Annotated in this window: 4 protein-coding genes; 2 read left to right on the top strand and 2 right to left on the bottom strand. The window is 55.6% G+C overall.

The genetic code is table 11. The features are described from left to right. Positions 1 to 8: 8 nt before the first annotated feature. Positions 9 to 2,045, bottom strand: coding sequence for a methionine--tRNA ligase (gene metG / locus VSS37_RS18195; protein ID WP_324697484.1), 2,037 nt, complete (start codon positions 2,043 to 2,045; stop codon positions 9 to 11). A gap of 273 nt (positions 2,046 to 2,318) precedes the next feature. Here metG and VSS37_RS18200 point away from each other — a divergent pair, with 273 nt between their 5' ends. Together VSS37_RS18200 and VSS37_RS18205 are read left to right on the top strand one after the other, a co-directional pair. Next, entirely contained in the window at positions 2,319 to 3,638 is a 1,320-nt protein-coding gene (locus VSS37_RS18200) for an Lcl C-terminal domain-containing protein (protein ID WP_324697486.1), read from the top strand. Between the two features lie 20 nt (positions 3,639 to 3,658). Next, on the top strand, positions 3,659 to 4,996 hold the full coding sequence (locus tag VSS37_RS18205; RefSeq protein WP_324697487.1) for an Lcl domain-containing protein: 1,338 nt from the start codon (positions 3,659 to 3,661) through the stop codon (positions 4,994 to 4,996). Between the two features lie 75 nt (positions 4,997 to 5,071). Here VSS37_RS18205 and VSS37_RS18210 read toward each other — a convergent pair whose 3' ends face one another. Continuing rightward, positions 5,072 to 25,375, bottom strand: a complete 20,304-nt coding sequence (locus tag VSS37_RS18210) for an SdrD B-like domain-containing protein (RefSeq protein WP_324697489.1) — start codon at positions 25,373 to 25,375, stop codon at positions 5,072 to 5,074. Positions 25,376 to 25,490: the final 115 nt, after the last annotated feature.

Here is a 25,490-nt window from a genome sequence, read left to right on the forward strand (position 1 = left end):
GGTGAAGTTTACTTGACGCGCATTCCAGGCACCGCGCCACTGTCCGGCTCCAGGATGAACAAGTCTTTGCCACCCGGCCCCGCCGCCAGCACCATACCTTCCGACACGCCGAAACGCATCTTGCGCGGGGCAAGGTTGGCAACCATGACGGTCAGGCGGCCTTCCAGATCCGCTGGATCATACGCTGATTTGATGCCCGCAAATACATTGCGCATTTCCCCGCCAATATCAAGGCTCAGTTGCACCAATTTGTCGGCCCCTTTGACAGGTTCGGCTTTAACAATTTTGGCCACGCGCAAGTCAATTTTGGCGAAGTCATCATATTCAATGCCGGGGCTAATCGGGTCATCAGTCAGAGGGGAAGCAGGCTTGGCAGTTTCTGGCGCGGTAGGGGGTGCGGCTTGCTTATTGTCTTCGAGCATGGCTTCCACCATCGCTGTTTCCACACGGGTCATGAGTGCGGTAAATTTGTTGATTTCATGATGGGTCAATGGTGTCGTGACGGTTGCCCAAGTCAATTCACCAGCGTTCAGGAAGCTTTCCACATCTGCCGCCAGTTGTGGCAACACCGGCTTGAGGTAAGTGACAATGGCGTGGAACATATTGATGCCCTGAGTGCAGACATCCTGTACTTGCGCCAGTTTGTGTTCATCTTTTGCCAATACCCATGGTTTTTGTTCGTCAACATATTGGTTGGCTTTGTCAGCCAACGCCATGATTTCCCGCATGGCCTGATTGTAACGGCGGCTTTCGTAGAGTTCGGCGATATGTCCGGACGCATCGATAAACTCTTGATACAAGGCGGTGTCCGGTAGCGCATCTGACAGTTTGTTGCCAAAACGCTTGTTGATGAATCCGGCGCAACGCGAAGCGATATTAACCACCTTGCCAACGAGGTCACTGTTCACCCGTGCGATGAAGTCTTCAAGGTTGAGGTCAATGTCATCCACGCCATTGCTGAGTTTGCTGGCGAAGTAGTAACGCAGCCATTCTGGGTTGAGGTGCTTGAGGTAGCTTTCTGCCTGGATGAAAGTGCCACGCGATTTGGACATTTTTGCGCCATTGACAGTCAGGAAGCCATGGCAGTTGACCGCAGTCGGTGTGCGGAACCCGGCTCCATGCAGCAGTGCAGGCCAGAATAGCGTGTGGAAATAGGCGATATCTTTGCCGATGAAGTGATATACCTCTGCATCGGAATCTTTTTGCCAGAACGAATCGAAGTCAACGCCTGTACGCCCGCACAGGTTTTTGAAGCTGGCGAGGTACCCGATTGGGGCGTCCAGCCAGACATAGAAGTATTTGTCTTCGGTGTCAGGAATCTTAAAGCCCCAGTATGGCGCGTCGCGGGACACATCCCAGTCGCTCAGGCCGTTGTCGGACTCGAACCATTCCATCTGCTTGTTGGCGATTTCCTTTTGCACCGCGCCACTGGACAAGAAATCGCGCAGGAAAGCTTCGAAATGCCCCAATTTGAAGAAATAGTGTTCGGTTTCTTTTTCCACTGGCTTGGAGCCGGAGATTACGGAAACCGCATTTTTCAAGTCGGTTGGGGAGTAAGTGGCACCACACACTTCGCAATTGTCGCCGTACTGGTCAGCAGCGCCGCAACGGGGGCATTCGCCTTTGATGAACCTGTCCGGTAAAAACATTCCTGCCTGTTCATCATAAGCTTGGCGGATGATGCGCCGTTCAATATGGCCGTCATCACGCGCTGCTTTATAGATGTATTCGGAAAAATAGCGGTTTTCTTCGGAATGCGTACTGTAATAGTTGTCGAAACCAATCCTAAACCCAGCAAAGTCGCGCTTGTGTTCTTCACCGATGCGGGCAATCAATTGTTCTGGCGTGATCCCTTCCAGTTGGGCGCGCAACATGATCGGTGTTCCATGGGTGTCATCAGCACAGACATAATGGCACTCATTGCCCTGTAATCGTTGGAATCTGGCCCAAATGTCAGTCTGGATGTATTCAACCATATGGCCGAGGTGGATTGGGCCGTTGGCGTAGGGCAGGGCGCTGGTGATGAGAATTCTTCTTGGCTTCATTGCTTGGGTCTGATTATCCTTATGGAGCATGATAAGGTATCAGGTTGTGTGGGTTGGCGCCACTGCTGGAGAGGTGCCGTATGCCAGCCCAAAATTACCATTAATATTACAAATGCTTTGATAAAATCAGTATGACTATAGAATGCCCCTTAATCCAATACATGTAATGAATCCAGCATTAACTAGATAATTATTTTTATCGATTTTTGTTTTTATTCTATACTTGGTGATCATTCTATAACCCCAACTGTTCATCTCATCAAGGACAACATAATGAACATGAACCCAATCAGCGTTAACAGCTTCGACAAATTTCAGGGCTTGAAGTGCGGGAGCTGGCTGGTGGCCAGTCTTTTGGCTTCATCACTACTGGCTGCCTGTGGCGGCGGTAGTTCATCTGCTGATGCTTCCCAATCATCAACGGCGGCAGCTCAAGCGGCGGCGCAGGCAGCGGCAGCCCAAGCAGCAGCGGCTGCTGCGGCTCAAGCGGCAGCCCAGGCGGCGGCTGAACAGGCGGCGGCAATGGCAGCAGCCCAGGCTGCGGCTGAAAAAGCGGCGGCTTTGGAAGCAGCACGGGAGGACGCAAATACGGCAGCCACTCAAGCGGCGGCTGATGCAAAAGCGGCGCAAACTGCCAGTGATACGGCTGCATCAGCGGCACAGCAGGCAGTGAAGCAAGGTGCGGCGTACCAGGAAGCCAGCCAGTCATTAAGCCAAGTGCAAACATATGCGTCACAAGCTAGCGATGCCGCGCAACAGGCGGTGAACCAGCAAAAAATTGCTTCCCAAGCAGAGCAGGATGCAAAGAACGCACAAGATGTGGATGTGGCGACGCAAGCAGTTAAAAAAGCCCAGGCAGCAGCAAAGGCTGCCCAGGATGCGCGCAAAACTGCCGAGCAAGCCCTGACAAACACCCAAACAGCAGCAAAACAGGTGGCGGCGGCTGTCCAGGCAGCGTTGGCATCCCACTATGTCAAATTGGATGCAGGCGGTAATGAATTGTCATCGTCAGCCACTTCCTGGTCGTGTGTGAAAGACAAGAACACCGGTTTGGTATGGGAAGAAAAAACCAATGACAACGGTCTGCGGGATAAGGACTGGCGTTATCGGCACATGCATAACTACGGTGGCTATGGCAACTACAAAGACACCAACGGCAAGGTGTTGTGTGAGGGTCTGAATGGCGTTTGTGACGCCTACACTTATGTAAATGCCGTCAATGGCACAGGATTGTGTGGCAGAAATACTTGGCGTTTGCCGCTGCCGAAAGAGTTCGGCACCATTGCCCAAATTAATTCGGGTTCGGTGCCGCCGCATATTGACCTGAATTACTTCCCGGAAACAATCAACATCCCAACCAAAGGCGCATACTGTAGCGAGAACGTTGATGGCGCGGAACATAATTATCAAGGCGTTGATTTCGGTTTGCCCATCCTTTATGACAAATATCCGAACGAAGCCCCTGCCAATGTCCTGGGTGTCAGCATTCTGGTGCCTCTCAGGTTCTATGGGGAAATTCAGGACGGTTTGGTAAACAATCCTGGTCAGGCTTCCAACTGGATTTGCTATTCCCGTTTGGTCAGCAGCCGCTAACGGAAAAGGAACATAACCCCATGGAAATTAACAGCTCCAACAAACTTCAGGGCTTGAAAAATAGTGGCTGGCTGGTGGCTGGCGTCCTGACATCATCAATATTGACTGCTTGTGGAGGCGGTGGCGGCCCTTCTGCTGAAGAACTGGCTGCACAAGCCGCCGCTGCCCAGGCCGCCGCCGCTCAAGCTGCTGCTGCCCAAGCCGCTGCTGCCCAAGCCGCCGCCGAGCAGGCTGCCGCTGCCCAAGCTGCCGCCGCTCAAGCAGCAGCAGACAAGGCGGCAGCGATTACCGCAGCACGTCAGGTAATCAGCGATGCGGTGATTGCCGCTGGCAAAGAAGCCCAGTCAGCCCAAACGGCCAGTTCCACCGCCCAAAGTGTGGCGAAACAGGCGGAACAGCAAGCTTCTTCATACCCTGAAGCCGCTACATCGCTGGCAGCGACAAAGGAGTCTGCGTTGCAAGCATCCCAAGCTGCCAATAGTGCGGCAGAGCAGAAAACAATCGCTGAATCGGCCGAGACGGATGCGCAAAATTCCCAAGATCTTGCGGTGATCCAAGCAGCGGCCCAAAAAGCCAAAAGTGCAGCGGATAGTGCGAAGACAGCGCGTTTGGCTGCGGAAAAGGCATTGCAATCCACCCAAACCGCTGCCCAAAAAGTTGCTGCCGACGTGGCCGCTGCCCAGGCAACCAGGCGCTATACCAAATTGGACGCCAACGGAAATGCGTTGCCAATGACAGCTTCTTCCTGGTCTTGTGTAAAAGACAACAACACTGGCTTGGTGTGGGAAGAAAAGACCAATGATGGTGGTCTCAGGGACAAGAATTGGCGTTACCGGCATTTGCATAACTCCGGCGGTTACGCTGGCACGGTGGATTATAACGGTAAGGTTATGTGCAAGGGTTTAGGGTTTTGTGACCCTTACACCTACATCAGTGCGGTTCAGGGGCAGGCATTGTGCGGACGCACCTCGTGGCGTTTGCCGGTAAAAAGCGAATTTGGCACCATCGCCAAGATCAATAGTGGTGGTGTTCCTCCACATATTGACCAATCGGTATTTCCAGACGTGATCAATAAGCCCTACGAGGCTGCCTACTGTACCGAAAACATGATTAGGGATCCGGCAGAATGCGGATATGCGGCGGGCACGGAGGTGCATTATAATTCTGATGGCCGCATAGAATGCAACTACCAAGGTGTGGATTTTGGCCTTCCACTTCAGAATGGAATCCAAACCCAAAGTAATCTGGAAATGAGCATTTTGGTGCCTCTACGTTTCTATGGAGAGGTGCAAGATGGCAAACCATTGTGGCCAAGCGCCAACTGGATTTGTTACACCCGTTTAGTCAGCAGCCGGTAAACAGCTGAATCTGACATCCCGGTAGTTCCTGGTGGGGCGGCCTATGTTTTATAGGCCGCCCCATTTTTTTATGCCTTATTGGGATAAGCCTCCCCGCACAATGTAGTTGGCGGCAAAGTTGGGGTTGAGGGGATGCAGGATGATATTGCCCATCAACAGGCTGGTGTCATTGCCTGGCCCCGTAAACAGGGTTTTGCCATCCAAATTCAGGTCTGTCAGCAGGTAGCCTTTCATGATGTGGTTGGTATTGCCTTGCAGGTTATCCATCGCAGTAATAACGCCGCTCAGTAAAGAGGTCACATCATTGCCTGGCCCATTGGCGGTCAGGGTGTTGCTGCCATTGACATCGCCAGCCCACAGCATGGCGGTTTTGCCAGAAATCAGACGGGCTTCATCACCCCTAACAGCAGTGGAGCTGGAGGCAAAGTTGACCATCCTGACACTGTGATCCAGGCTGAGTGGGCTGGCTGTGATCGCACCCAAATGGTTGCGGTGACGCACGCTGACGTAGTAATTGCCTGCTTTCACATTGGCGAAGTGCAGGTCGGGCGAGCCGGTCTGGGCGTCCACCACTTGGCCATCACGCCGCAACATCAGGGCGCGGGTGGCGGCAATACTGGTGGGGCTGGTGCGCAGATCCACCAACACCCAGTCCACAATGGCGCTATTGCCAGTGGTTTCCTGCACTAGACTGCTGAGGGTTTCGGTTCCTGAGTAGTTGAACGGCGCGGCTGTGTAAGGCTGTTTGGACGGGAGTAGCCCCAGCGCGTTCAGATCGCCAGACATCAGGCCGCTGCTGCTGTCATATGCCCCTTGCAGCAGGGTCTTGACGTTGAGTAACGCGCCATCATCCGCAGGGTTGTTCACCACAGTGATCCGGAACAGTTTGCTTTCGCTCAAGCCGCCGCTGTCCGTCACGGTGACCTGTACCTCGTAGACATTGTCGCGGTTGGTGTCGGTCGGCGCATCATAATCCGGTGGAGCGCGGAACTTGAGGACGCCGCTGGCAGGCTCAACCGACAGCAATCTGGCATCGGCACCGCCGGTAATGCTGTAGGCCAGGCCATTGCCCTCCACCGTACCGGCATCCGGATCTTGTGAGGCAATGTCCAACACTGCCGCTGAAGAATCCTCATTGAAGGAAACCGCAGTTGCGGAGGTGATGGCAGGTGCCTCATTGACATTCGACACCTGCACGCTGAAATCGCGGGTATAGCGCTGGCCGTCGGCGTAGGTCGCCGTGATCTGGAACTGGTAAACATTGTTTTTGTCACTGTCCAACGGCAACTCATAGTCGCCTGGATTGGGCTGATCGTCCGGCTGCACAATAGCGCGGGTTTCTGCCTCCAGTGGGGCGTTTCTGGTGATGATGATGTTGTATTCAATGAATTTGACTGTCGCGCAATCCAGCGTGGCACCGGTGACAGGAGCGGTGATGGTGAACATGGCTTTGTCCGCACCGCCGCTGACAACATAGTTGATGGGGTTGCCGTTGCTGTCTTTCGCCTTCAGAAAGGTAATTGTGGGGTAATTTTCATCAACAACCATGTCGGCTCCTGAGCCGCTGGTGAGTTCCGTGCAGACGGCGGTTGCGGCGCTGTTGCGGACGCCAGAAAATTCAGAAGTGGGGCCAAAGCCGCCTGGGTCGTTGCCCTTGCGGGTCAAGGTGGCGGCAATGAACGCTCCTGAAGCCACTGGTTGGTTGGCGTTGAATACGCCTTTGAAGTTTTGGGCACCGGTTCCGGGATGGGTAATGTCCTTGTAGCCGAGGAAGGTCTGGCCCTCGCCATTGCCAGACGGATCTTTGGCGGCGCTGGTGAAGACTTCCAGCCGATAGCTGCCTGCCGGAACGTCCAGGGTAAGGTCATAGGTGATGACGCGGGTTCCGTTGGTGCCGAAAGCATTGATCGGGGTTTCCGGATAGTTGAGCAGGCTGTTCGGCCCGCTGTCCGCATCGCCGCTGTCATTGGCGGTGACCCCGTCATTGGCGAGGTCGATGCCCAGGCCACCATTGGCGTAGATAGAGTTGCCCAGGATTGTGTTGTCCAGGGCAGCGTTGCCAGTAACTGCCACGCCGCTGCCGCCACTGCCAGTGATGACGTTGCCATCGCCGTTGTTTGGCCCGCCAATCATATTGCCTGCCGTGTCATTGAGCAAAACGCCAGTCCCGCCAAATTGCTGGATGGTGAGTGCCTTGACCAAGCTATGGTCGCTACCGGTGGTCAGGGTCAGTCCATTGACTGATCCAGCGGCGGAGCCGTTCAGGCGCAGAACCGGCGTGCCAACGAAACCGCTTTGGGTAGAGCCATCCAGCGTCAGCTTGCTGGTAATGACGGGCAATTGGCTCTTCAGGGCGATATTCCAATAGTTCCCCGTACCATTGTAGTTCGGGTCGCTGGTGGACAGCAGCAAGATGGCGTTTTCAACGCCCGCCGGACGCCCACTCTGTGCTAGGGTGGTGTCCCCTCCCAACAGGTTGGCGTTCAACAGGAATTGGCGTAGCGAACCCTGGCCGGAATCATTGGCGTTAACGACCGTATCAAAGTTAAAGCCGAAGTCCACATTTTTGACACTAGAGCCGGTCAGGGAGATTTTTTGCAGCACTTGGGCCGGTTTGCCAGCCAGTGCGCCGCCGCTGAACACCAAGGTTGAGGTGTTCAGTGTGGAGGAACCCGAGTTGGCAGCGCCGTCAGCGCTGGCAGGTTTACGTCCGCCGATTTCATTCAGCACAGCAGTTGTGCCATTGCTGCGGTAGGTCATAACCCCCAGTTCGGATCCATTGGCATTGGCGCGGCTGGAGTTGACCGTATCACTCACCACGCGCACGAAATAATCGGCGTCTGGCAGATTCGGCAGTTTGTACGAGCCATCCGCGCTCGTGGTGGTGTTGGCCACATAGGCACCAGTGCTGTCATATACTTCGACGGTTGCACCCGCAATGCCAGCAGTTCCTGTTGCACCAAACGCCCTGCCGTTGCCGCCGCCATAGTTCACGTCATCGAACACGACCCCGGAGATAGTGCTGCTGCAAATGGCGGTGCCTTCCACCAACTCATCAATTTGCGCTGCGGTCAGCTTGAAGCCAGCTGTGACTGAAATAAAGCGGCGCGGCGTCGCTTGTGAACCTTCAGGATCTTTCGGGTTGGCCTCGATTTTGCCGGTATAAGCTCCGCCTGCCGATGCAATGGCGGCGGAAGCGGCGATGTCCGTTGGATTAGGGTTGAAGCTGACCACGGAGAAAGAAACGCCCTCCGCTTTCAGCTGATTGTAGATGGTGAAGCTGGACCCGTCGTTCGGTTCAGCGCCGGAGCCGACTGGGTCGATCAGCATGGAAATGTCGGATGGGGTTCCGTCACCATAGCGGACAGCGTCCGTCATCAGGACAATCTGCAAGGGTGTGGACGTATTGTGGGACATTTCTTTGAGCGGGCTGACAATATAGTTGGAGGCGGTGGAGGCCTTGCCATCCAAGGCGTAACGTATCTGCTGCAAGGCTCCAGCCAGATGATCCGCGCTCCATGCGCTGTTATAAGCCCCGCCGACACCGAAGCGGCGTACAGGCGTGCTCATGGCCGCATTCGAAAAATCGCGCTCGATATAAACATATTGTCCGCCGCTGACCAGTGAGTATGGTGGGCCGCCAAAGTGTGCAGTGGCGATGCGGTTGGCTGGGTTGTCCGCCAGCAATTGTGAACCGACGGTTTTGATGGTTGCTGAAAAGTCCGCATACTCGGAGGTTGTGATAGACCCGGAGTTGTCCACAATGAACAGGATGTCGGAACCGCCGGTTGCCGCACAACTGCCTGAGCCAACAGGTGGAGGCCCACCGATGATGGCCGTTGTTGGGCCGAACTCGGATGTGCCTGCCGCCGCCAATGTTGCTGTCGCTGTGAGGTAGTCGCCTTCGGCAAGGTTGGCAGGGACAGGGACGGAGAACTGGAATGCCTGCATGCCGGTATGGTTGTTGCCGTCAACGCCTGGAATAGAACAACTGCCAGCATCGGAATCAGCCGCACTGCCTTCGACCAGGCTGCCCACATAGGTCTGGCCTTCACCATAGTCGGTGGAAAGGCCAAAGCGATTGGCTCCAGGTGTGGCTGCGCCGCCAAGGCTGACATCAGCCTTGAAGAATTCGACGACAGCACCAGCAGGCGCGCAGCCACGGGCAACGATATTGCCATTTGACAAGGTGATTTGTTGCAATACTGGGAAATTGAGCAATGTGTTGGCACCGCTGTCAGCATCATTCGCGTCGTTGACCGTCACGCCATTGTTGCCCAGATCAATCCCTAAGCCGCCATTGGCGTAAATGCTGTTGGCGCTGATAACGACGTTGGTGACGCTGTTGTTCGCCAAGCTGACGCCAGCAGCCGTGTTGTAGGCGATGATATTGCCTGCCCCGGCACCTGCGCCACCAATGGCATGTCCACCCGATACGCCATAATCCATGATGCCAGCGCCGTTGCCGATGGCTTCCCCGTTGACGCCAACGCCGATCCGGTTGCCCTGGATGATGGCGTTAGCCAGCCCAGGCCCACCGCTTGTGAAGCCTAATTCAATGCCATTGTTTTGGTTCCCGGCAATGATGTTGTCCAGAATTTTGGTTCCATAACCACCTTCGGTATCGATGCCGGTAGTTCCGTTGCCCATCGCAACAGTTCCGGTCGGGTCGGTGCCGATGTAGTTGTTCTGGATAAGGCTGCCGGATGCGCCGGTATTGAAGAAGACTCCCAGCGCTTTATTGGCGGAAATGATGTTGCGTTTGGCGGCGCTGCTCCCGCCAATGACCGCAGTCTGCGTCCATTGCAGTTCAATGCCATTGCCGTTGCCGTCTGCTGTTCCCGTTGGGGTGACGCCGATGTAATTCGATTCCACCAAGGTGCGCTCACTGTTGATGGTCAGGCCGCGATTGGTGTTTTTAGTCTGGAAGCCTGTGATGGCGAAACCACGGAAGGTGCTGTCAGGCGCATCGTAATCGATGACAAAGCCGGTGGCGTCCAGGCCCGTCACAGGGGCAATCTGGATGAGTGGCGCGCCAGGCGTCCCCGCCACATACCCTGGCTGGGTGGTGGCGTCGATGATGGCAGGTTGTTTGGCTACCGCTGGCAACTGGCTGCTGACCGTGATTTTGCAGATGGAGCCGCCGCAGATGTTGGCGCGCCCCAAAGGATCCCCGGAGGCGGGGATATTAAACAGCAGCACTTCCTTGATGACGCTGACGTCAAGCCCGTAGGTGTTGTCCTGACCAGCCTGGGCCAGTCCGGTGTTCGCCAGCAGGTTGATGTTGAGGATGCCTTGGCGCAGCGATCCTTGCCCGCTGTCATTGGCGTTGACGACCGTGCTGAAGTTGAAGCCGAAATTGACTCCGCTGATGTCACTGCTCGCCATCGTGATGGGCTGGACGGATTGTGCCTGTCCGCCGCCAGAGAGCAGGAATGTGGTCGTATCCAAGGTCTGGCCGGTAGTGTTGGCTGCCGTATCCACGCTGTTTGGTTTGCGTCCGCCCACTTCCTTGACGACAGCAGTGGAGCCATCAGTCCGATACGTTTGGATGCCACGCTCCGTACCGTCAGAGCCGGAGCGGGTGGATCTGACGGTATCGTTGACCACGCGCACGTAATATTTGCCAGCCGCCAACGTTTTGAACGTATAGGAACCGTCATTCGCGGTGGTCGTGTTGCCAATATAAGCACCGCTGGAGCCATACAATTCGACCTTGGCACCGGTGACTCCGGCTGTTCCCGCCGTGCCCCATGCCCGGCCTGTGCCGCCGCCATAGTTCACGTCATCGAACACCTTGCCGGATAGATTCTTGCCAACGGGTGGGTCAAATCCAAAGTCTTTTTTGCTGGTCGTGCCGCCCGCTGTGACCGTAACCCCTGTCAACGGATTGGCTGTGCCGATAGTCGCTCCGGCTGGCAGGTCGGTGTCTGTTGTGTTCACAGACAAACGGTAAATCAGGCTGGGATTCAGCCCGCTGAATTCATAGGAGCCATCCGCCCGGGTATTGCCAGTGGCGATGGTTGACCCGTCAACATCACTCAGCAGGTTGACAGTGATGGAGCCGATGCCGGGTTCTGTCGCAGAGTCATAGCTGTTATTGCCATTGTTGTCGAGGTAGACCGAGCCATTGATGGTGCCGGTTCCGCAACCTTTTACTTTGAGCACAAAGTCATCATAGATGACGTAGTTTTGGCCTAAGGCGGAGTAATACCGGGTACGGGTCACGTTGTAAGGGTAAACACGCACATAATAGGTTGTGTTGGGAGCCAACACTTCTGCTTGGTCGGCCTGATAATGGTTGAAGTAGTACCAGCCGATGGATAGCAGTGTCGAACTGGTGGGCGTGTCGGCGTCCAGGCTATGCTGGGTGTCGTCAATGCTGATGGAATTGATCAGCGTGGTTGGCGAACCAAACGCAGGGTCAGTGTCAATCTGCACTTTCAACTTGTACGCGCCCGACAGTTGGTCGTAGTGCCCCAAGCCAACGCCGTACAGGGTCGCAGCGCCAGTAAACGCCGGGGTAGTGAAACTGTACGCAATGTATTTGCTGGTATTGACAGTGGATGGAACACTGCTGGGGGTGACGTAGCCCACGGTGTCTTTGACCATAACACTCAGGTTGTTGAACGTCTCATTACCAGCTGAAGCGGCATACGTCGGTTGGCGTATATACGGTTTCACCGTATCGGCGGAGGCTCCTGGTGGTGTATCGGCGTTATGCATCCATTCCACCAGTTCATCGCTCCATGCATTGCTGGCGGTAGGAGCCAGGCAGGCATTGGGCGCTACGGTCAGAGAGTGGTCTTCAACCTCCCCATAGGAGCCCCAGCCGGTGGGGCCAGCCCCCGTGTTGATCGACCAGCGGAAGCGGGCGTAGGTCTGGCTGGTTGTCGCCGTCGCCGGGACGCTGACCGGTATCTGGATGGTGCCATCTGCATCGGAATCCTGCAGGTCGGTGGCAATTTTTTCCCCGGCGTCGGCAAAGTCGCCGTCGCCGTTCCAGTCAACCCAGGCGCTCAGGTAGGCGGAGCCAGCCACGGTGACGTTGATGGTCGCGGATTGCCCGGCGGTCAGGGCGGGGATGGTGACACCGTCCTCGTCATCCAGCTTGTCGCTGTCGTCGCCGCTGGCGTTGGTGGCGGTGGGGGTGGCGGTTTCTGCATCGCCCCGCTGCGCACCGATCCGGCGGCTCCAGCTTTGGGAATGGAAGGCGTCACCATAGGAGGCGGGCGCGTCGCCATAATCGCAACCGTGCGCCACGAAGCGGTATACCTGCATGCCCAGGCTGGCAAGGTTGGTGGAGGCGCTGCCCATGGCCGCCGTCTGGTTGCCGGACACGCCCTTGATCGCCTGCACCAGCAGCGTGTGGCCGTCGTTTTCCGAGAAGGGCCCGCTGGCGCGGCCACTGGCGGTCGCAAACGTGCCGTTCGGGTTGGTGACAGGAATTTCGGCCAGCTTGCTCCAGCCAGCGCCGATGGTCAGGGTTTCCGGCTTGCTGGAGGCGCCAAACGCCAGCAGCATGTTGTCGGCGGCGCTGGTGCCGGGCGGCTGGTCTGCTGCCGTGGGCGCTGCGGGTGAGGCTGGCAGCGAGATGCTGAACGGTGCTGTCCGGACAGTCTGGCTGTATTCGTTGACGACGCTGGAGATCGGGTTGACGCTAGCGACGTTGGCGAAGGTGGCGACGGCCAGGATGGCGTCATCCCCGGCGTTGGCGGGCGCATTGATGCCGCTGACCTGCAGGCTGTTGGCACCGCTGGGGATGCTGAGGTCGGTCAGCCCGTACAGGTAATAGCTGCGGGATGTTTCCGCGTCGGCAAAGTTGTTGGATGTGCCGGACGCGTCCACCGAGTGGGCCAGTTTCGGCAGGGTGACGCCGCCATAGGTGACGGTTGGGAAGGTGACGCCCGGGTTGGTCTCAAAGTTGTCGCCGCGGCCATTGCTGACCGGCGTGTGGTCACGCTCCACACTGAGCAGGACTACCATGAAGCGGTTGGAGCCTGCTGGCGCGGTGTAGGTCAGGCTGGGAGTGCCAGCCGCGCCGCTGCCGGTCGCCGTTGCGTACTGGAAGGCGTCCAACTGTTCAACGCTGGTGGACTTGCACACGCTGTAAGAGGGCGGGGTGTAGATGGTGGCGCTCGGCGTCGGGGTCGACGATGGCTGATAGCCAAAATCTAGCCCATAATTATTCTGGCCTGAGTTACCGGCGGTGAAATTGATGATGGCATGGCTGCCACTGGTGACTGCATCTGAATCACGTATGTCGCTGCCAGCATTATTGTCTGTTTGCCCGTCAGCGTTTTGTGTGCTCAAGAAGTAACTGCTGACGCTTGCCTGGTTGCCATCAACACTCAGGAAGCAGCTTTTGCCTGGGTTCATGAATACCGCATTGCCGCCGACTGCATTGGAGAAATAGAACTCGCCGTCCGGATTGGTGGTCGTGGTTGCGGAATCACTGCCGCAGGTCAGTTTGACGCTGACATTGCTGATGCCGGTTTCGTTTGCGTCCTGGATGCCGTCACTGTCGGAGTCCAGCCAGACACGATCGCCGACTTCAATCGGAGTAGGCTCAAGTACAATTTCCACATCGCCCAGACCGGCTGCCTTACCCAAGAATTGAGCCGATTGGTTATATAGCATGTAACCACGTTCCTGCTCGCCGGTGGTGTTGTTTAGCCAGCCGATACCTGCGGTTCTGACCGTGTCTTCAGGATTGATTCTGCTGTACAGCAGTTGATTGAAGCCTTTGTGTGAAGCCAAGCCGCCCATGCTGGTTTCAGCATGGCCATCACCAAAATTATCCTGGTAGTAGAACTCGCCTCCAAGAGGCCCTTGCATATTGCCAGCGCCTGCGCTGATCAGCCCGGCCACCGATGCATTTTTTTCCAGATGATAGCTGCCGCCTGACCAGTCAGCGCGTAGGACGTCTCCTGAAGCAGAGCCAGTCATGGTCGTGGTTCCACTCAGTCTGTAATTATCCTGCCCGACCTGGTCACCAAAGCGGTCACGGAAGCCCAACAGCATGGAACGGTCTGCTGCAAATTCGATGTCGCTCAGTATCGGTTGCGGGTAGACGGCAATATTGCCACTGTAGTCACAGTTGGAAGGGTAGCTATTGGCTGGCAGCCAGCCAAACCAACCGTGCTGACCATCACAGGTGGAATATCCAACCCCCCGGTTATAATCCAGTGATGTACTGAGAGCCTGTTGGAAAGTGCCGGTATTGTTATTCAGTTGGTAGACAGTGGCTCGCAAGTACATCGGGTTTTGCGAAGTGGCTGCATCACAGACACCACCTACAAAGACAGACTCACCTTCGACGCCGATGGCAAATGGCCGCCAGTTGCCAGCTGCTACCTTGGTATGGCCAATGATTTCCATGCCGGAAATCAGCACACTTTGCTTGTTGGCGGTGAAATCAATATTCAGCATGCCGTCATTGACAGTGACGTCGTAGCTTTTGACAACAGCCTTGCCGTTGCCGCCAGCAGCATTATAGATATTGAATGCCGGGTCTACGAGTTGCCCATTTTCGAAATTGATATCGAAATTACGCCCGGTAGGGCTACCCCAGAAATCAGCGTAGTGCAGTTTGATGGTATAGGTGCCATTTGGCAGGGGGACTTCGATTTTGGAGACATAATCCATGAAGGTCTGGTAAATACTTTCTTCTGCAGCTCCAGCGGCGGAAACATCAACCGCATTGCTGACAGAACCATATTGCCCGTCGAGGTGGAAAGAGGAGCGCATCCAGATTTCGGCATCTGCCGCTTCGTAGCGCTCTCCTCCCATATTGATACGCATATTTGTATAGGTCGTCGGTATATTGCATAAGGCTGGTACCGGAATCGGGTAAGCGGTCACATCTGCGGGTGTTGGACGTGTTGCCGGATTATTGTCAGCATCAATCTTGATGGCATACAGGGTTTTGTCGAACAGGTTGGTGACATACAGTGTTTCACCATCTTCGGAAATATCGACATCCCCAATACCAATGGTACCGGCAAGGTTGAATGCATCCACGTCATGGCTGGGCGCATTTTTGTTGCCAAGGCCACGGCTGGCATTGCTACTGATACTGCCGACGTTAATCCCCAGGTCATCTTGCAATTCGACGAAAACTGATGTTGAGTTGGTGCCACGCTGGGTCACATAAATGGCATCCAGCCCGGCAGGCCCCAAACCGGCATGGCGCTTTAAATACGCTCCGGAGAAGATTCGATCAGTCTGTGGCTGGTAAGCGATACCGTAAATACTTCCGGTGTCAGTATCCATTGCCTGGGCACTGACATCCCCTTGCCACGGGGCGCTGGCATTGTATGGAATGCTGACCAATGTTCTTTCTGTACCGGTGGATTGATCACCATTGGTCATGATGCTAGTCAATATTTCGGAATTGTTGCTGTCGTCAGCAGTAGTGCTTCGATAATAAGAATTGGCAGAAATGATGCCAAAATTGACATTGGAGGCTGGGCTGACATGGAACTGAATGTTGCTGGAAGGTGCCCGGCTTGGGTAGTCACCTGGTCGCAGGCCGCTGAACTCAATCCGGTAAGTAGTGCCATCAGTCAAGCCGGCAAGTGAATAGTTACCGCTGGCGTCGGTTGTGGCAGTTGCACTGGGTGCATTGGCAGGGTCATCCGTATCGAATGCTTTGACAGTAATGTCGGCTACACCCACTTCATTGAAAACGGCACCATTATCCAATACGCCATTGGCGTTGAAATCACGGAAGGCCACACCCGTGATATTGCCGTTGCTGGCAATTGCAGGGCAGTCCGCAGATGCTTCGGCTGTTTTGTCTGCTGTGTTTACTTTCAGTAAGGCGGTGTAGCTGCCGTTGCTGGTGCGAGGTGTCTTGAATGTTACCGTACCGCTGGCGTCAGCTGTTTTTATCCAACTTTGTGTCCCGGCAGCACCTTGTGTGAGGTTGATTAGTGCCTTGTCGCTAGAGGATAAGTGGCTTATATCAATAGAAATTTCGCTTTCATCGCAGGTGGCGGTGGCAGCCAGGGCACTGGATATTGGCTGATAGCCAAAATCTAGCCCGTGGTTATTCTGGCCAACGCCGCCAACCGTAAAGCTGATTTCCGCTGTGCCAGCGTTGTTCACTGCATCCGAGTCGCGGATGTCGGTAAAGCGGTTGTTGTCCGTTTTGCCATCAGCATTTTGGGTGGTCAGCACATGGTTGCTCAGGCTGGCTTGACTGCTGTTGACCTTCAAGGTGCAACTTGCGCCCGCTTTCATAAAGCTGGCGTTACCGCCGGTTTTATTGGAGAAGTAATATTCCCCCGCAGCATTGGTGGTGGTGGTCGCGGAAGACGCACCGCAGGCGAGTGTCACGGTTACATTGTTGATGCCGGATTCATTTGCATCCTGAACGCCGTCCTTATCGCTGTCCAGCCAGACGCGGTTGCCCACTTCGATGGGGGCAGTATCGCAAAGTGCCTCAATATCGCCCAGGCCGACAGCCTTGCCGAAGTAGCGATTGTCCTGGGCATACAGTTGTGCACCACGCGTGCGGGTGCCGGTATTGTTGTCCAGCCAAAGGGTTCCGCCTGATTCAACATTGAACGGATTCATGGCGTTTAAGGCCAGTTCCTGTCTGCCAGGAATGACGGCAAGCGCACCAAAGGAGTTTTCGGTATGCCCCAGGAATCTGTCACCGCCGTAAAACTCGCCGCCGCCAATGCCGCCATATGGCCAGGCGGGATCTGCGCCAGTTTTTGCCCCTTCACCGGCAATGCCGTTGGCGACGCCAGCGTTTTCCAGGGTATAGGTGCCAGTGGAGGCATTGTAGGGGGCTTTCAACAATTCGCCGTTGGAGAACACGCCATAGAAAGCAGTGGAGTTGACATCCGGGCTGTAGTTGACTTGTCCGAATTGCAGGCCAGTACGGTCAATGAAGCCCAGCAGCATGTCGCCATTGGCGTCAAATTCGATGCCGCTCAACAACAGTTGGGAGTCATCCGCCCACAGGACGGTGCCGTGATCACCAAACTTGAGGGTGGAGAAGTTGCTGACCCATGGAATGTTGTTGCGCAGGTATTCTGACGCCCGCATATGGTCAGCGTGCCAGTTTGAATAGTTGAGCGGGATTTGCAGCTTTTCTGCCCAGCTGGAGCCATCATAGGCTTCCACATAGGCTTTCAAGTCAGAACTGGAGCCGCCATTTTCCCCGGTGCAGGTGATGCCTGCATACAGTTTGCCCCGGTAATATTTCAGGCCGAATGGGCGCGCCACGCCATTGTTGCAGGAAACACTGGGTAAACTGATCTCGGTGGCTGTGCTCGGGACAGTCCCGTTGCTGTTATAGATGGTCAGGTCAATCTTGATGATTTTGCGGGAATACAAATTGACGGCATACAACGTATTGCCATCATCCGACAGTTCAAGATCGCCTAAGCCTTCTTTGCCCACCTTGTCAAATACGGTCGGGTCGTGGCTGGGCAGGAATGGGTCGCCAGCCAGCCCACGGGCTGTATTGCTGTTGATGGAGCCGACGTCAATGCCTGCCAGCCCATCCACATTCAGGAAGTTGCTGACGGTTGGTGTCGCGGCAGAATAGTCAACCACATAAATCCCGCCAATACCTAGCGGCCCCATGCCCATGTGCCGCCTGACCACGGCGGATGCAAACGCTTTTTTGGTGTTGCGGTTATAAGCTAACCCCCAGATGCCGCCAACCTGTGAACCCAACGCATCCTGGCTGACGCTGGGGGCAATGCCGGAAGCGCTGTAGCCATAAGAGAGCAACGCGCCAAATGTGCCAGCCATACTGGCCGTGCTGATGGAAGTGTCGCCGTTCACATAGCGGGAGGTCAGCAGTTTCGGGTCGGCCTGACAGTAATCGACCGGGCTGTAAACCCCCATGTTGGCATCACAAGTGGCGCTGGCGGTGATGAACTGCACATTGGAGCCTGAATTTACGCCAGCGGCACCTGATTCGACGCCAGTTGGCAAATTGCTGAATTCCAGGCGGTATTGGGAGCCATTGGTCAATCCAGTCAATACATACCAGCCGTTTGCGTCCGTTGTGGCGGTGGCAGCGGTAGCATTGCTGCTGTTGTAGGCAGTGACGGTGACGCCCGCCAGCCCGATTTCCCCATTTTCATGAAGCCCATTCTGGTTATAGTCCTGGAAGATGATGCCGCCAAACTGCCCACTGGCAGCGTTGCAGGCTTTCACCGCATCATCGTCGATAATGGTGCCACGGGGTGGTTTGGGGTAACTGAAGAACTGTGCATTGACGACGTTGCTAATGTTCAGGCTCAGTTTTTCATTCGGCTCGACCTTGATGTCGCCCACAACCGGGATGGAAATGACGCTGCCATTTGCCCCTGCTGGGATGGTCACAGTGCCCGTTTTGGCTTGGTAGTCGCTATCGGCGGTGGTCGCGGTATCGTCCGCCGTGGCATAGTCAAAGCTGACGCCGCCAGCAGGTGCCGCTGCGCTCAATTGTACGGGGAAGTTCAGGTAGGCCAGGCCGCTGTCGCCTTCCGTCACAACGGCATCGCCGACGTTGAGGTAGGTGTCCGGCGCTGCTCCGCAAACATAGGTTTTCAGGAGCAGGTCATCCAGGATGACCCGGTTACTGACGCTATTGGCGACGCCGGTTTTGGAGACGCCGTAAAGATAGAAACGGATGTAATAAGTTTTGTTGGCCGCCAGGTTGACTGGCATATCCAAGTCGTAATGGCTGATGTAGTAATCGCTGCCATAAAGCGGCCCTTCACTGACGTTCCCGCCAGTGGTTGGGTTGTCTTCATCAATCTGGATCAGATTTTTAATGACGGTTGGTGAGCTAAAGGCTGCATTGTCGTCAAACTGAATCTGTATCTTATATTTCCCGCTGTGGTTCCAGGTATTGAGCGGGCCAAGCGTTGACATGGCCACGCCATATAGGATGTGGTCGTTGGCCAGCGATGACTGGGTGGTAAAGCTGTATTGGAAATATTTGTTGCCGCTGATGGCCTGTGCCAGGGTCGTTGGCAGGGTGCTTGTTTCTGTGTACTCCTCCCATTCTGTCGGGCCAACCGTCAGGTTGGAGGCGACTTCATTCGCTGCCGAAGCAATCAGGCCAGTGTTAAGGATGGCCGGAACCGGGTGGCCGCCCAGCACCTGGCTGATGGGCGTGTAAGGGTTATGGTTCCAGGTGATGCTGGAATTCGCCCCGGTGGTGGTGGGTGAGGGAGGTTGACAAGCCAGTGAGGAGGCATCAAAGCCAAAGTTCTGGTTGCTGGTTGTGGCTCCGCCTATCACTGCCACGCCAGTCAACGGATTGTCCGTGCCGATGCTGAGGCCAGCTGGGATGTCAGCATCAGCTGTATCCGCTTCAATCTGGTAATGGCCGGTTGAAAGGCCATAGAACGTGTATGCGCCATTGGAATCCGTGCTGCCGGTTTGCAGCACCGTGGTCTTCAGGTTGTCATACAACCTGACGGTAATATTGGGCAGCCTGCTTTCGGCAGGGTCCAGTATGTTGTTGGCATTGCTGTCGGTGTACACGATGCCGCTGATATTGCCCTTGACTGAACAACTGGAGCCTGCCGCATAACGGGCGGGCAAGACCATGTCCTGGCGGCTGCTGCTGGTCATGTTCCAAAGCCAGAACGTGGTCTGTGCAAGGTATTGGGTTTCACCATTGGTGCCCGCCACCCGGTCGGCCACTTTCTGCATCAACGCTTTCATGACCGTGATCTGGTTGGCGGTGAAATTGCTGTTGCCATCGATATGGGTGGAAACCAGCGTCGCCATATTCTCGTTGTAGAAGGTGTAATACCAGGTCATGTAATGCAGCAGGTCATCAAGCATCATCTGCTCGCCTACCAGTTGCTGCCAGGCCGGTGAGGCACGATGGATGCTGAACAGCACATCCGGGTCGTACATGGCGGAGAACAGCCGCGCCAGTTTGGATTTTTGCGCTGTTGTCAAACTCTGCCGGTCACTGTTATGAGCCTCGTAACTGTCATTGTTTTGAGGGTCGGGTTCTGTCCGTTCTGCACAATAGCCAGTCACCTGTTGGCTGGAGAACAGGAAGTCATACGTGCTGGGGTGGGCGTTTGCCACGCTTTCATTGGATACGCCGGTGCTGCCGCTATCCAAGCAGCCTTCCGGATGGGTGGCGGTAAAGCCGAAATCGTAGCCGCTGGCGGTGTTGCCGGAAGCAGGGCTGGTGACGGCGATAATCCAGTAATTCCCAGATACGGAGGCATTGGAGTCAAGGCTGGAATCGCCGCCGACATTCGCTTGGGCGATGCCCCAATCTGAGAACGGAGCCTGATTATCGAATTTGGCGATGCGCAACTGGTAGGCGGTGGACGCTTGCATGCCGCCGAGATCGGTAAACTGATATTGCCCGCTGGCATTGGTGGTCGCGGTGGCGACAACGGTATTGCTGGTGGGCTTATACAATTCGACTTGCGCCCCTTCGATGTAGGCATCAGCCCCGTCGTTCTGGATGCCGTCTTTGTTGCTGTCGAGCCAGACTTTGCCGGAAAGGACACTATTGCTCACAATGGTGGAAGATTTATAACCGAAATCCAATGAATGGTTATTTTGCCCGGCACCACCGCTGGTGAAGCTGATGACGGCATTGCCGCTGCTGACGGCTGCATCCGAGTCGCGGATATCTGTCTGGTAATTATTGTCGGTCTTGCCATCGGCGTTTTGTGTGGTCAGCGTGTAACCCGTGAGGCTGGCCTGCGAATTGCTGATGCTCAGTTTGCAGCTTTCCCCATTGTCCATGAAAGCAGCATTGCCGCCCGGTGCATTGCTAAAATAATATTCGCCATTGGCGTCGGTGGTTGTGGTGGCGGAATCTGTACCACAAGCGAGCGTAACGCTGACATTGGCGATGCCGGTTTCCCCTGCGTCCTGAATGCCGTCTTGGTCAGCATCCAGCCACACACGGTTGCCGACTTCAATGGGCGCCGGGTCGCATAACGCCTCCAGTTCACCCATGCCGGTGCTCTTGCTGAAGGTGGTCCAGGAAACGGCGTAACGGTTGTCAGCCGCTCCGGTTTTGTTGTTCAGCCAGGCGACACCATTGGTTCCCCAGGTATTGGCGTCATATCCGGACATCAAGACATCTCCCTTGCCGGGAACCATCGTCAGTCCGCCGGAAGCGATTTCGTTCATGCTTTCCCAGACGTTGCTGGTTGGCCCCGAATCGCCCCAGTAGTATTCATTGCCACTTTTGCTGGACACGGGAATCGTTGTGGAGCAGCCGGGTTCACCGTCGCTCAGGTAGCCGGTATCCGTTTTGCATAGGCGCAAAACATCCCCCAATCCTTCCGTATAATCCACGGTGGTGTCTGAACAACTGGGTTCGCCATAGGCGACGTTGCCATTTTGCAGGCCAGCGCGGTCAATAATGCCCACGATGATTGAGCCGTCGGAATCAAATTCCAGGTTGCCAACCATCGGCGAGTGGTAGTAAAGCCAGCTTTGGGCATCGGCTTGCGGGATCCAGCCATTCCATTGCGCAGTGCTGAATGCATAGCCATAGCGCGGCTGGTCGAGAGCGAAATCCTTGACGTAGGCGAACCCGGCACCAGCGTTGGCGGGGTCAAATTTCAGGACATAGCCCCGAACCTTACCCTGGGTGTACGGATCGCTGGCCGCATCACAGACACCGCCCACGTACACATAACCGCGATGGTATTTGACCGCCCAGGGGCGGAATGTGCCGGATGTGCAGCTGTAAGGCGACGGGAGGTTGATTGCATAGCCGCCCAATACGTCGCCCGCCACGGGTTGGGTCGCTGGCCTGACGTTGGCGATGCCGTACAGTTTCCGGTCGTTCAGGTTGACCAGCCACAAACGCTTGTTGGTTTCGTCGTAGTCCATGTCGCCTATGCCCACTTTGCCGACCATGTCCCAGGCAGCCACGTCGTGGGACGGCAGCCATGGGTCGGTGGAAAGGCTGTTGCAACTGTCAGCGGCGTTACGCGCGTCGTTGCCGGTTGGAATGCCAATGGTGCGCACATCGATGTAAGCGGAGGCTCCGGTCGTGGCGGTCGGGTCGCTCATATCCATTTTGTAGATGCCGCCAGTTCCCAGCGACCCCAGGCCAGAAAAGCGCCGCATGACAGCGGAGGCGTATAGGGTCTTGGTGGATTGCTGGTAAGCCATGCCCCACAGCACGCCGGTGTCGGAGGTATAGGCTTTGGTGGATGCGGGCGGTGTTGCACTGTCAATCAGGCCAGTGGCGTTGTAAGGGAAGGTATGGATGCTGGGATAGCCGCCGACATACGCTGCGTTGGGTGTGCCATTGACAAAGGCGTTTGCCGCAATATACGGGTTCGCCTGGCAATATTCCGCCGGGTCGCTGATGCCGTAATGGGCGGTGCAACTGCCACTTGCCGTAATGAAGCGGGTATTGGTGGCGCTATCTGTCCCGTGTGCGCCGGAAGCCAGCCCAGCAGGCAAGTTGGTGTATTCCAGCCGGTATTTCACGCCAGTGGTCAGGCCGCTGAGGTTGTACCAGCCACGGGTGTCGGTTGTGGTGTTGGCCACCGCTATGTTGGCGTTGTCATAGGCGGTGACAGTGACGCCAGCGATGCCTTCTTCCAGGCTGTCGCGGATGCCGTTTTGGTTATAGTCGCGGAATACCATGCCACCGAATTGTCCGGCGCTGGTGTCACATGCCAGATCAAAGCCAAAGTTCTGGTTGGTGAGTGTGCTATTGGCGCTTACCGTCACATCCGCGAGCGGGTTGGTGGTGCCGATGCTGGCGCTGGCTGGCAGGTCGGTGTCATGGGTGTCGACTTCTATCCGGTAATGCAGGGCGGAACTGACATTGTTGAAGCTATAGGAGCCGTCGGCGGCTGTGCTGGTGCTGGCGACGATGTTGTCATCCGTGGTGGTGTTGGTGGTGCCATTGTTGTCATACAGGTTGACGGTAATGTTGCCCAGGCTACTTTCTGTGGCCGCATCAAACGTGTTGTTGGTGTTTTTGTCAACGTAAACGAAGCCACGGATAGTGCTGCTGGGGCAAGCCGAAGCCAGGGCTACGGTGACATCATCGATGATCAGCTCATTGCCGTTTTTACTGATAGGGGCACCGCCGACCGTGCACCATGCGCTAGTGATGACCGAATTGGGGTCGCACAAGTGGTCATCCGTACCAATATGGCCATAGTTCACAAAGCTAATGGTTGAAGAGGAGCCGATTGCTGTAAATTCAATCTGGTAATGCTGGATGCCCTCCATTCCGCCGGGTGCCTTGAAGTGAATGGAGCCACTGGGTGTATCAACCCGCATGATGCCGGGGCCGTAGTATTCGCTGCCTGCGTCTTCAGGAATGGCCGCAAAATACAAGCGGTATTTCTGTCCGGCGACAGTGGTGAAGGTACGTGACAGTTTGACAGGGTTAGGCCCCCAGTCAGCTTCGCCGGAGTGTACGCTTGGTGTCGTATCGTCCGGGTCGTCACGCAGCTCGATGGCGGTCGGCGGTGCCAATAACTTGCCGTTGCCGTCGAATGCCGGGCTGATGCCAATATCCGGATAAATCCGGCGCATAAAGCCGTTGCCGAAATAGACCGAAGTGCCCTGGGAGGTAAACATTGTGGTCACTGTGCGGGCATACGTGTCATTGCCGCCGCCGGTCGCCGTCCAGTTGCGGATGACGTATGGTGTGGTGGAAGTGTTTTCTCCAAAGTACTGTTCGGCGGGCAAATCATCGAAGTTGTCTGTAAATACGGTGCTGCTGCAGGTTGGCGCTTCGCTGCGCACAATGGTCACATTCGGGCTATTCGGCGGAATATCCATGGCGACCGCAATGGGGTAATCCTCCACTTCCCCGTTGCTGGCGTTGCCGGTTGGGGTGCTGGTTGTGATGCTGGCGTCAGTGGTCAGGCGCAATCGGATGAAGGTGGTTCCCAATTTGATGTCCGTTGGGATGCTGTTCCAGGTGAGGGTGACAGTACCGTCGGTATTGTTGGGGACACTGGCTGATGCTGCTTCATCGGCCTGGAACGCGCCATTTTGGTCGAAGTCTATCCATCCATACAATTTGGCGACAGAGCCTGTTGTGTTGGTTGCCTTGATATCCACGCTATAGGACGTGGCAGTCATTTTCAGGATGGGGAACAACGCAATCCTTGGGTTTCGGGATTGATGGGGTGCCCCATCTTCATCGTAATTATCACCGTTGGCGTTGAAGCTATAGTAACTGGCGGTTTCGGCATCTGCCGGATTATCGCCAAGACGTAAGTTGTTGCTGATGGTATGGCGGGCTGCGCCATAACTGGCAGGTGCATCGCCGAAGTCATAGTAAGGGCTGGACGATACGGTCAGTTTGTAATCTTCCACTTCCCCGCTACTGGAGGGGCCAGTCGGGGATTCTGCTTCGCTTTTTGTCTGGCTAAGGCGCAAGCGGGCATAGGTTGTTCCCGCTGTCAGACCGGATGGAAGGGTAAAGGTGGGATAATAATAACCGCTTGAGTAAATGTATTGGGTGTCAGCTTTTTCCCCTGCATCCAGAAAATCCCCGTCACGGTTAAAGTCAATATAGGTTGTCAGGTACGCAGCTTCATTGGTGTTATTGGTGACGTATGCCGTCAGGGTATAGGGCTGGTTGGCTGTCGTCGGCATGATGGGGGGATTGATCAGGCCATCTTCGTCGCCTTCCCCGGTTGTGTCATCGGCATCGGCGGTGGCGTTTTGCAGGGAGCCATTGTCAGCATCCAGTTTTGCGCCAATCGATAAACCGGCAATGATGCGGTGGCTGGGGCCGTTGTCGGAGCTTTTCGTTTGGTAATTGCCTGTTGAGGTTGAACTGCCAGTATCCGGCGCATCACCGAAATCAGCAGGTGGGCAAATTTGTGAATAGGACACGCCATCAATCCACATGGCGGCCCCGTTGTAAACCAAGCGGAGATAGCGTGCCCCGCCGCTGGGGACTGTATAGGAGATATAAGCTAGGGTGTTGTTTCCTGCTGTGCTGCTCAGGGTTGTGGTGGCTGAATAGCTGGAGTTATCCAACGATGTGCTAATAATGGCGCGGGATGAGGAAGAGACCCTGGCCAGTGACAATGTGACGCTGACACCGCCTGGCACGGTATCCCCCAAGTCAAGGATAAGGGTTCCGCCGTTGCCGTTCAGTTTTGCCGAGTTGGAGGTGGAAGCCGTTGTGCCACTGTTGGCCGGAGCACCTGCCGCCCTACTGGCGTTGTTGACCGAGCCGCTGCTGCTTGCCGAACTGGCGTAACCTGACTGGCTGATGGCGGACACATTGGTTGGGCATGATGCCGCCGCGTAGCTGTTGCCGGTGAATGTGAGCATCAAGGCTATTGCCAACAAGATTTGCAATGCGAGGCCGAAGTCGTGCGAACCGTCCCTGGTGTGGAGCTTGGCGGGTGCATGGGTCTTCATGACTGTTATTCCTTTATCATTATGATTATTCATAATTTATTAGTTTGCCCACAGTGTATTTCTGATAATTTCAGCTAATTTATATGATTCGTATATTATTTGAATAATCTTGATG

This window comes from Candidatus Thiothrix phosphatis (assembly GCF_035668035.1).
Classification (GTDB): Bacteria; Pseudomonadota; Gammaproteobacteria; order Thiotrichales; family Thiotrichaceae; genus Thiothrix; species Thiothrix phosphatis.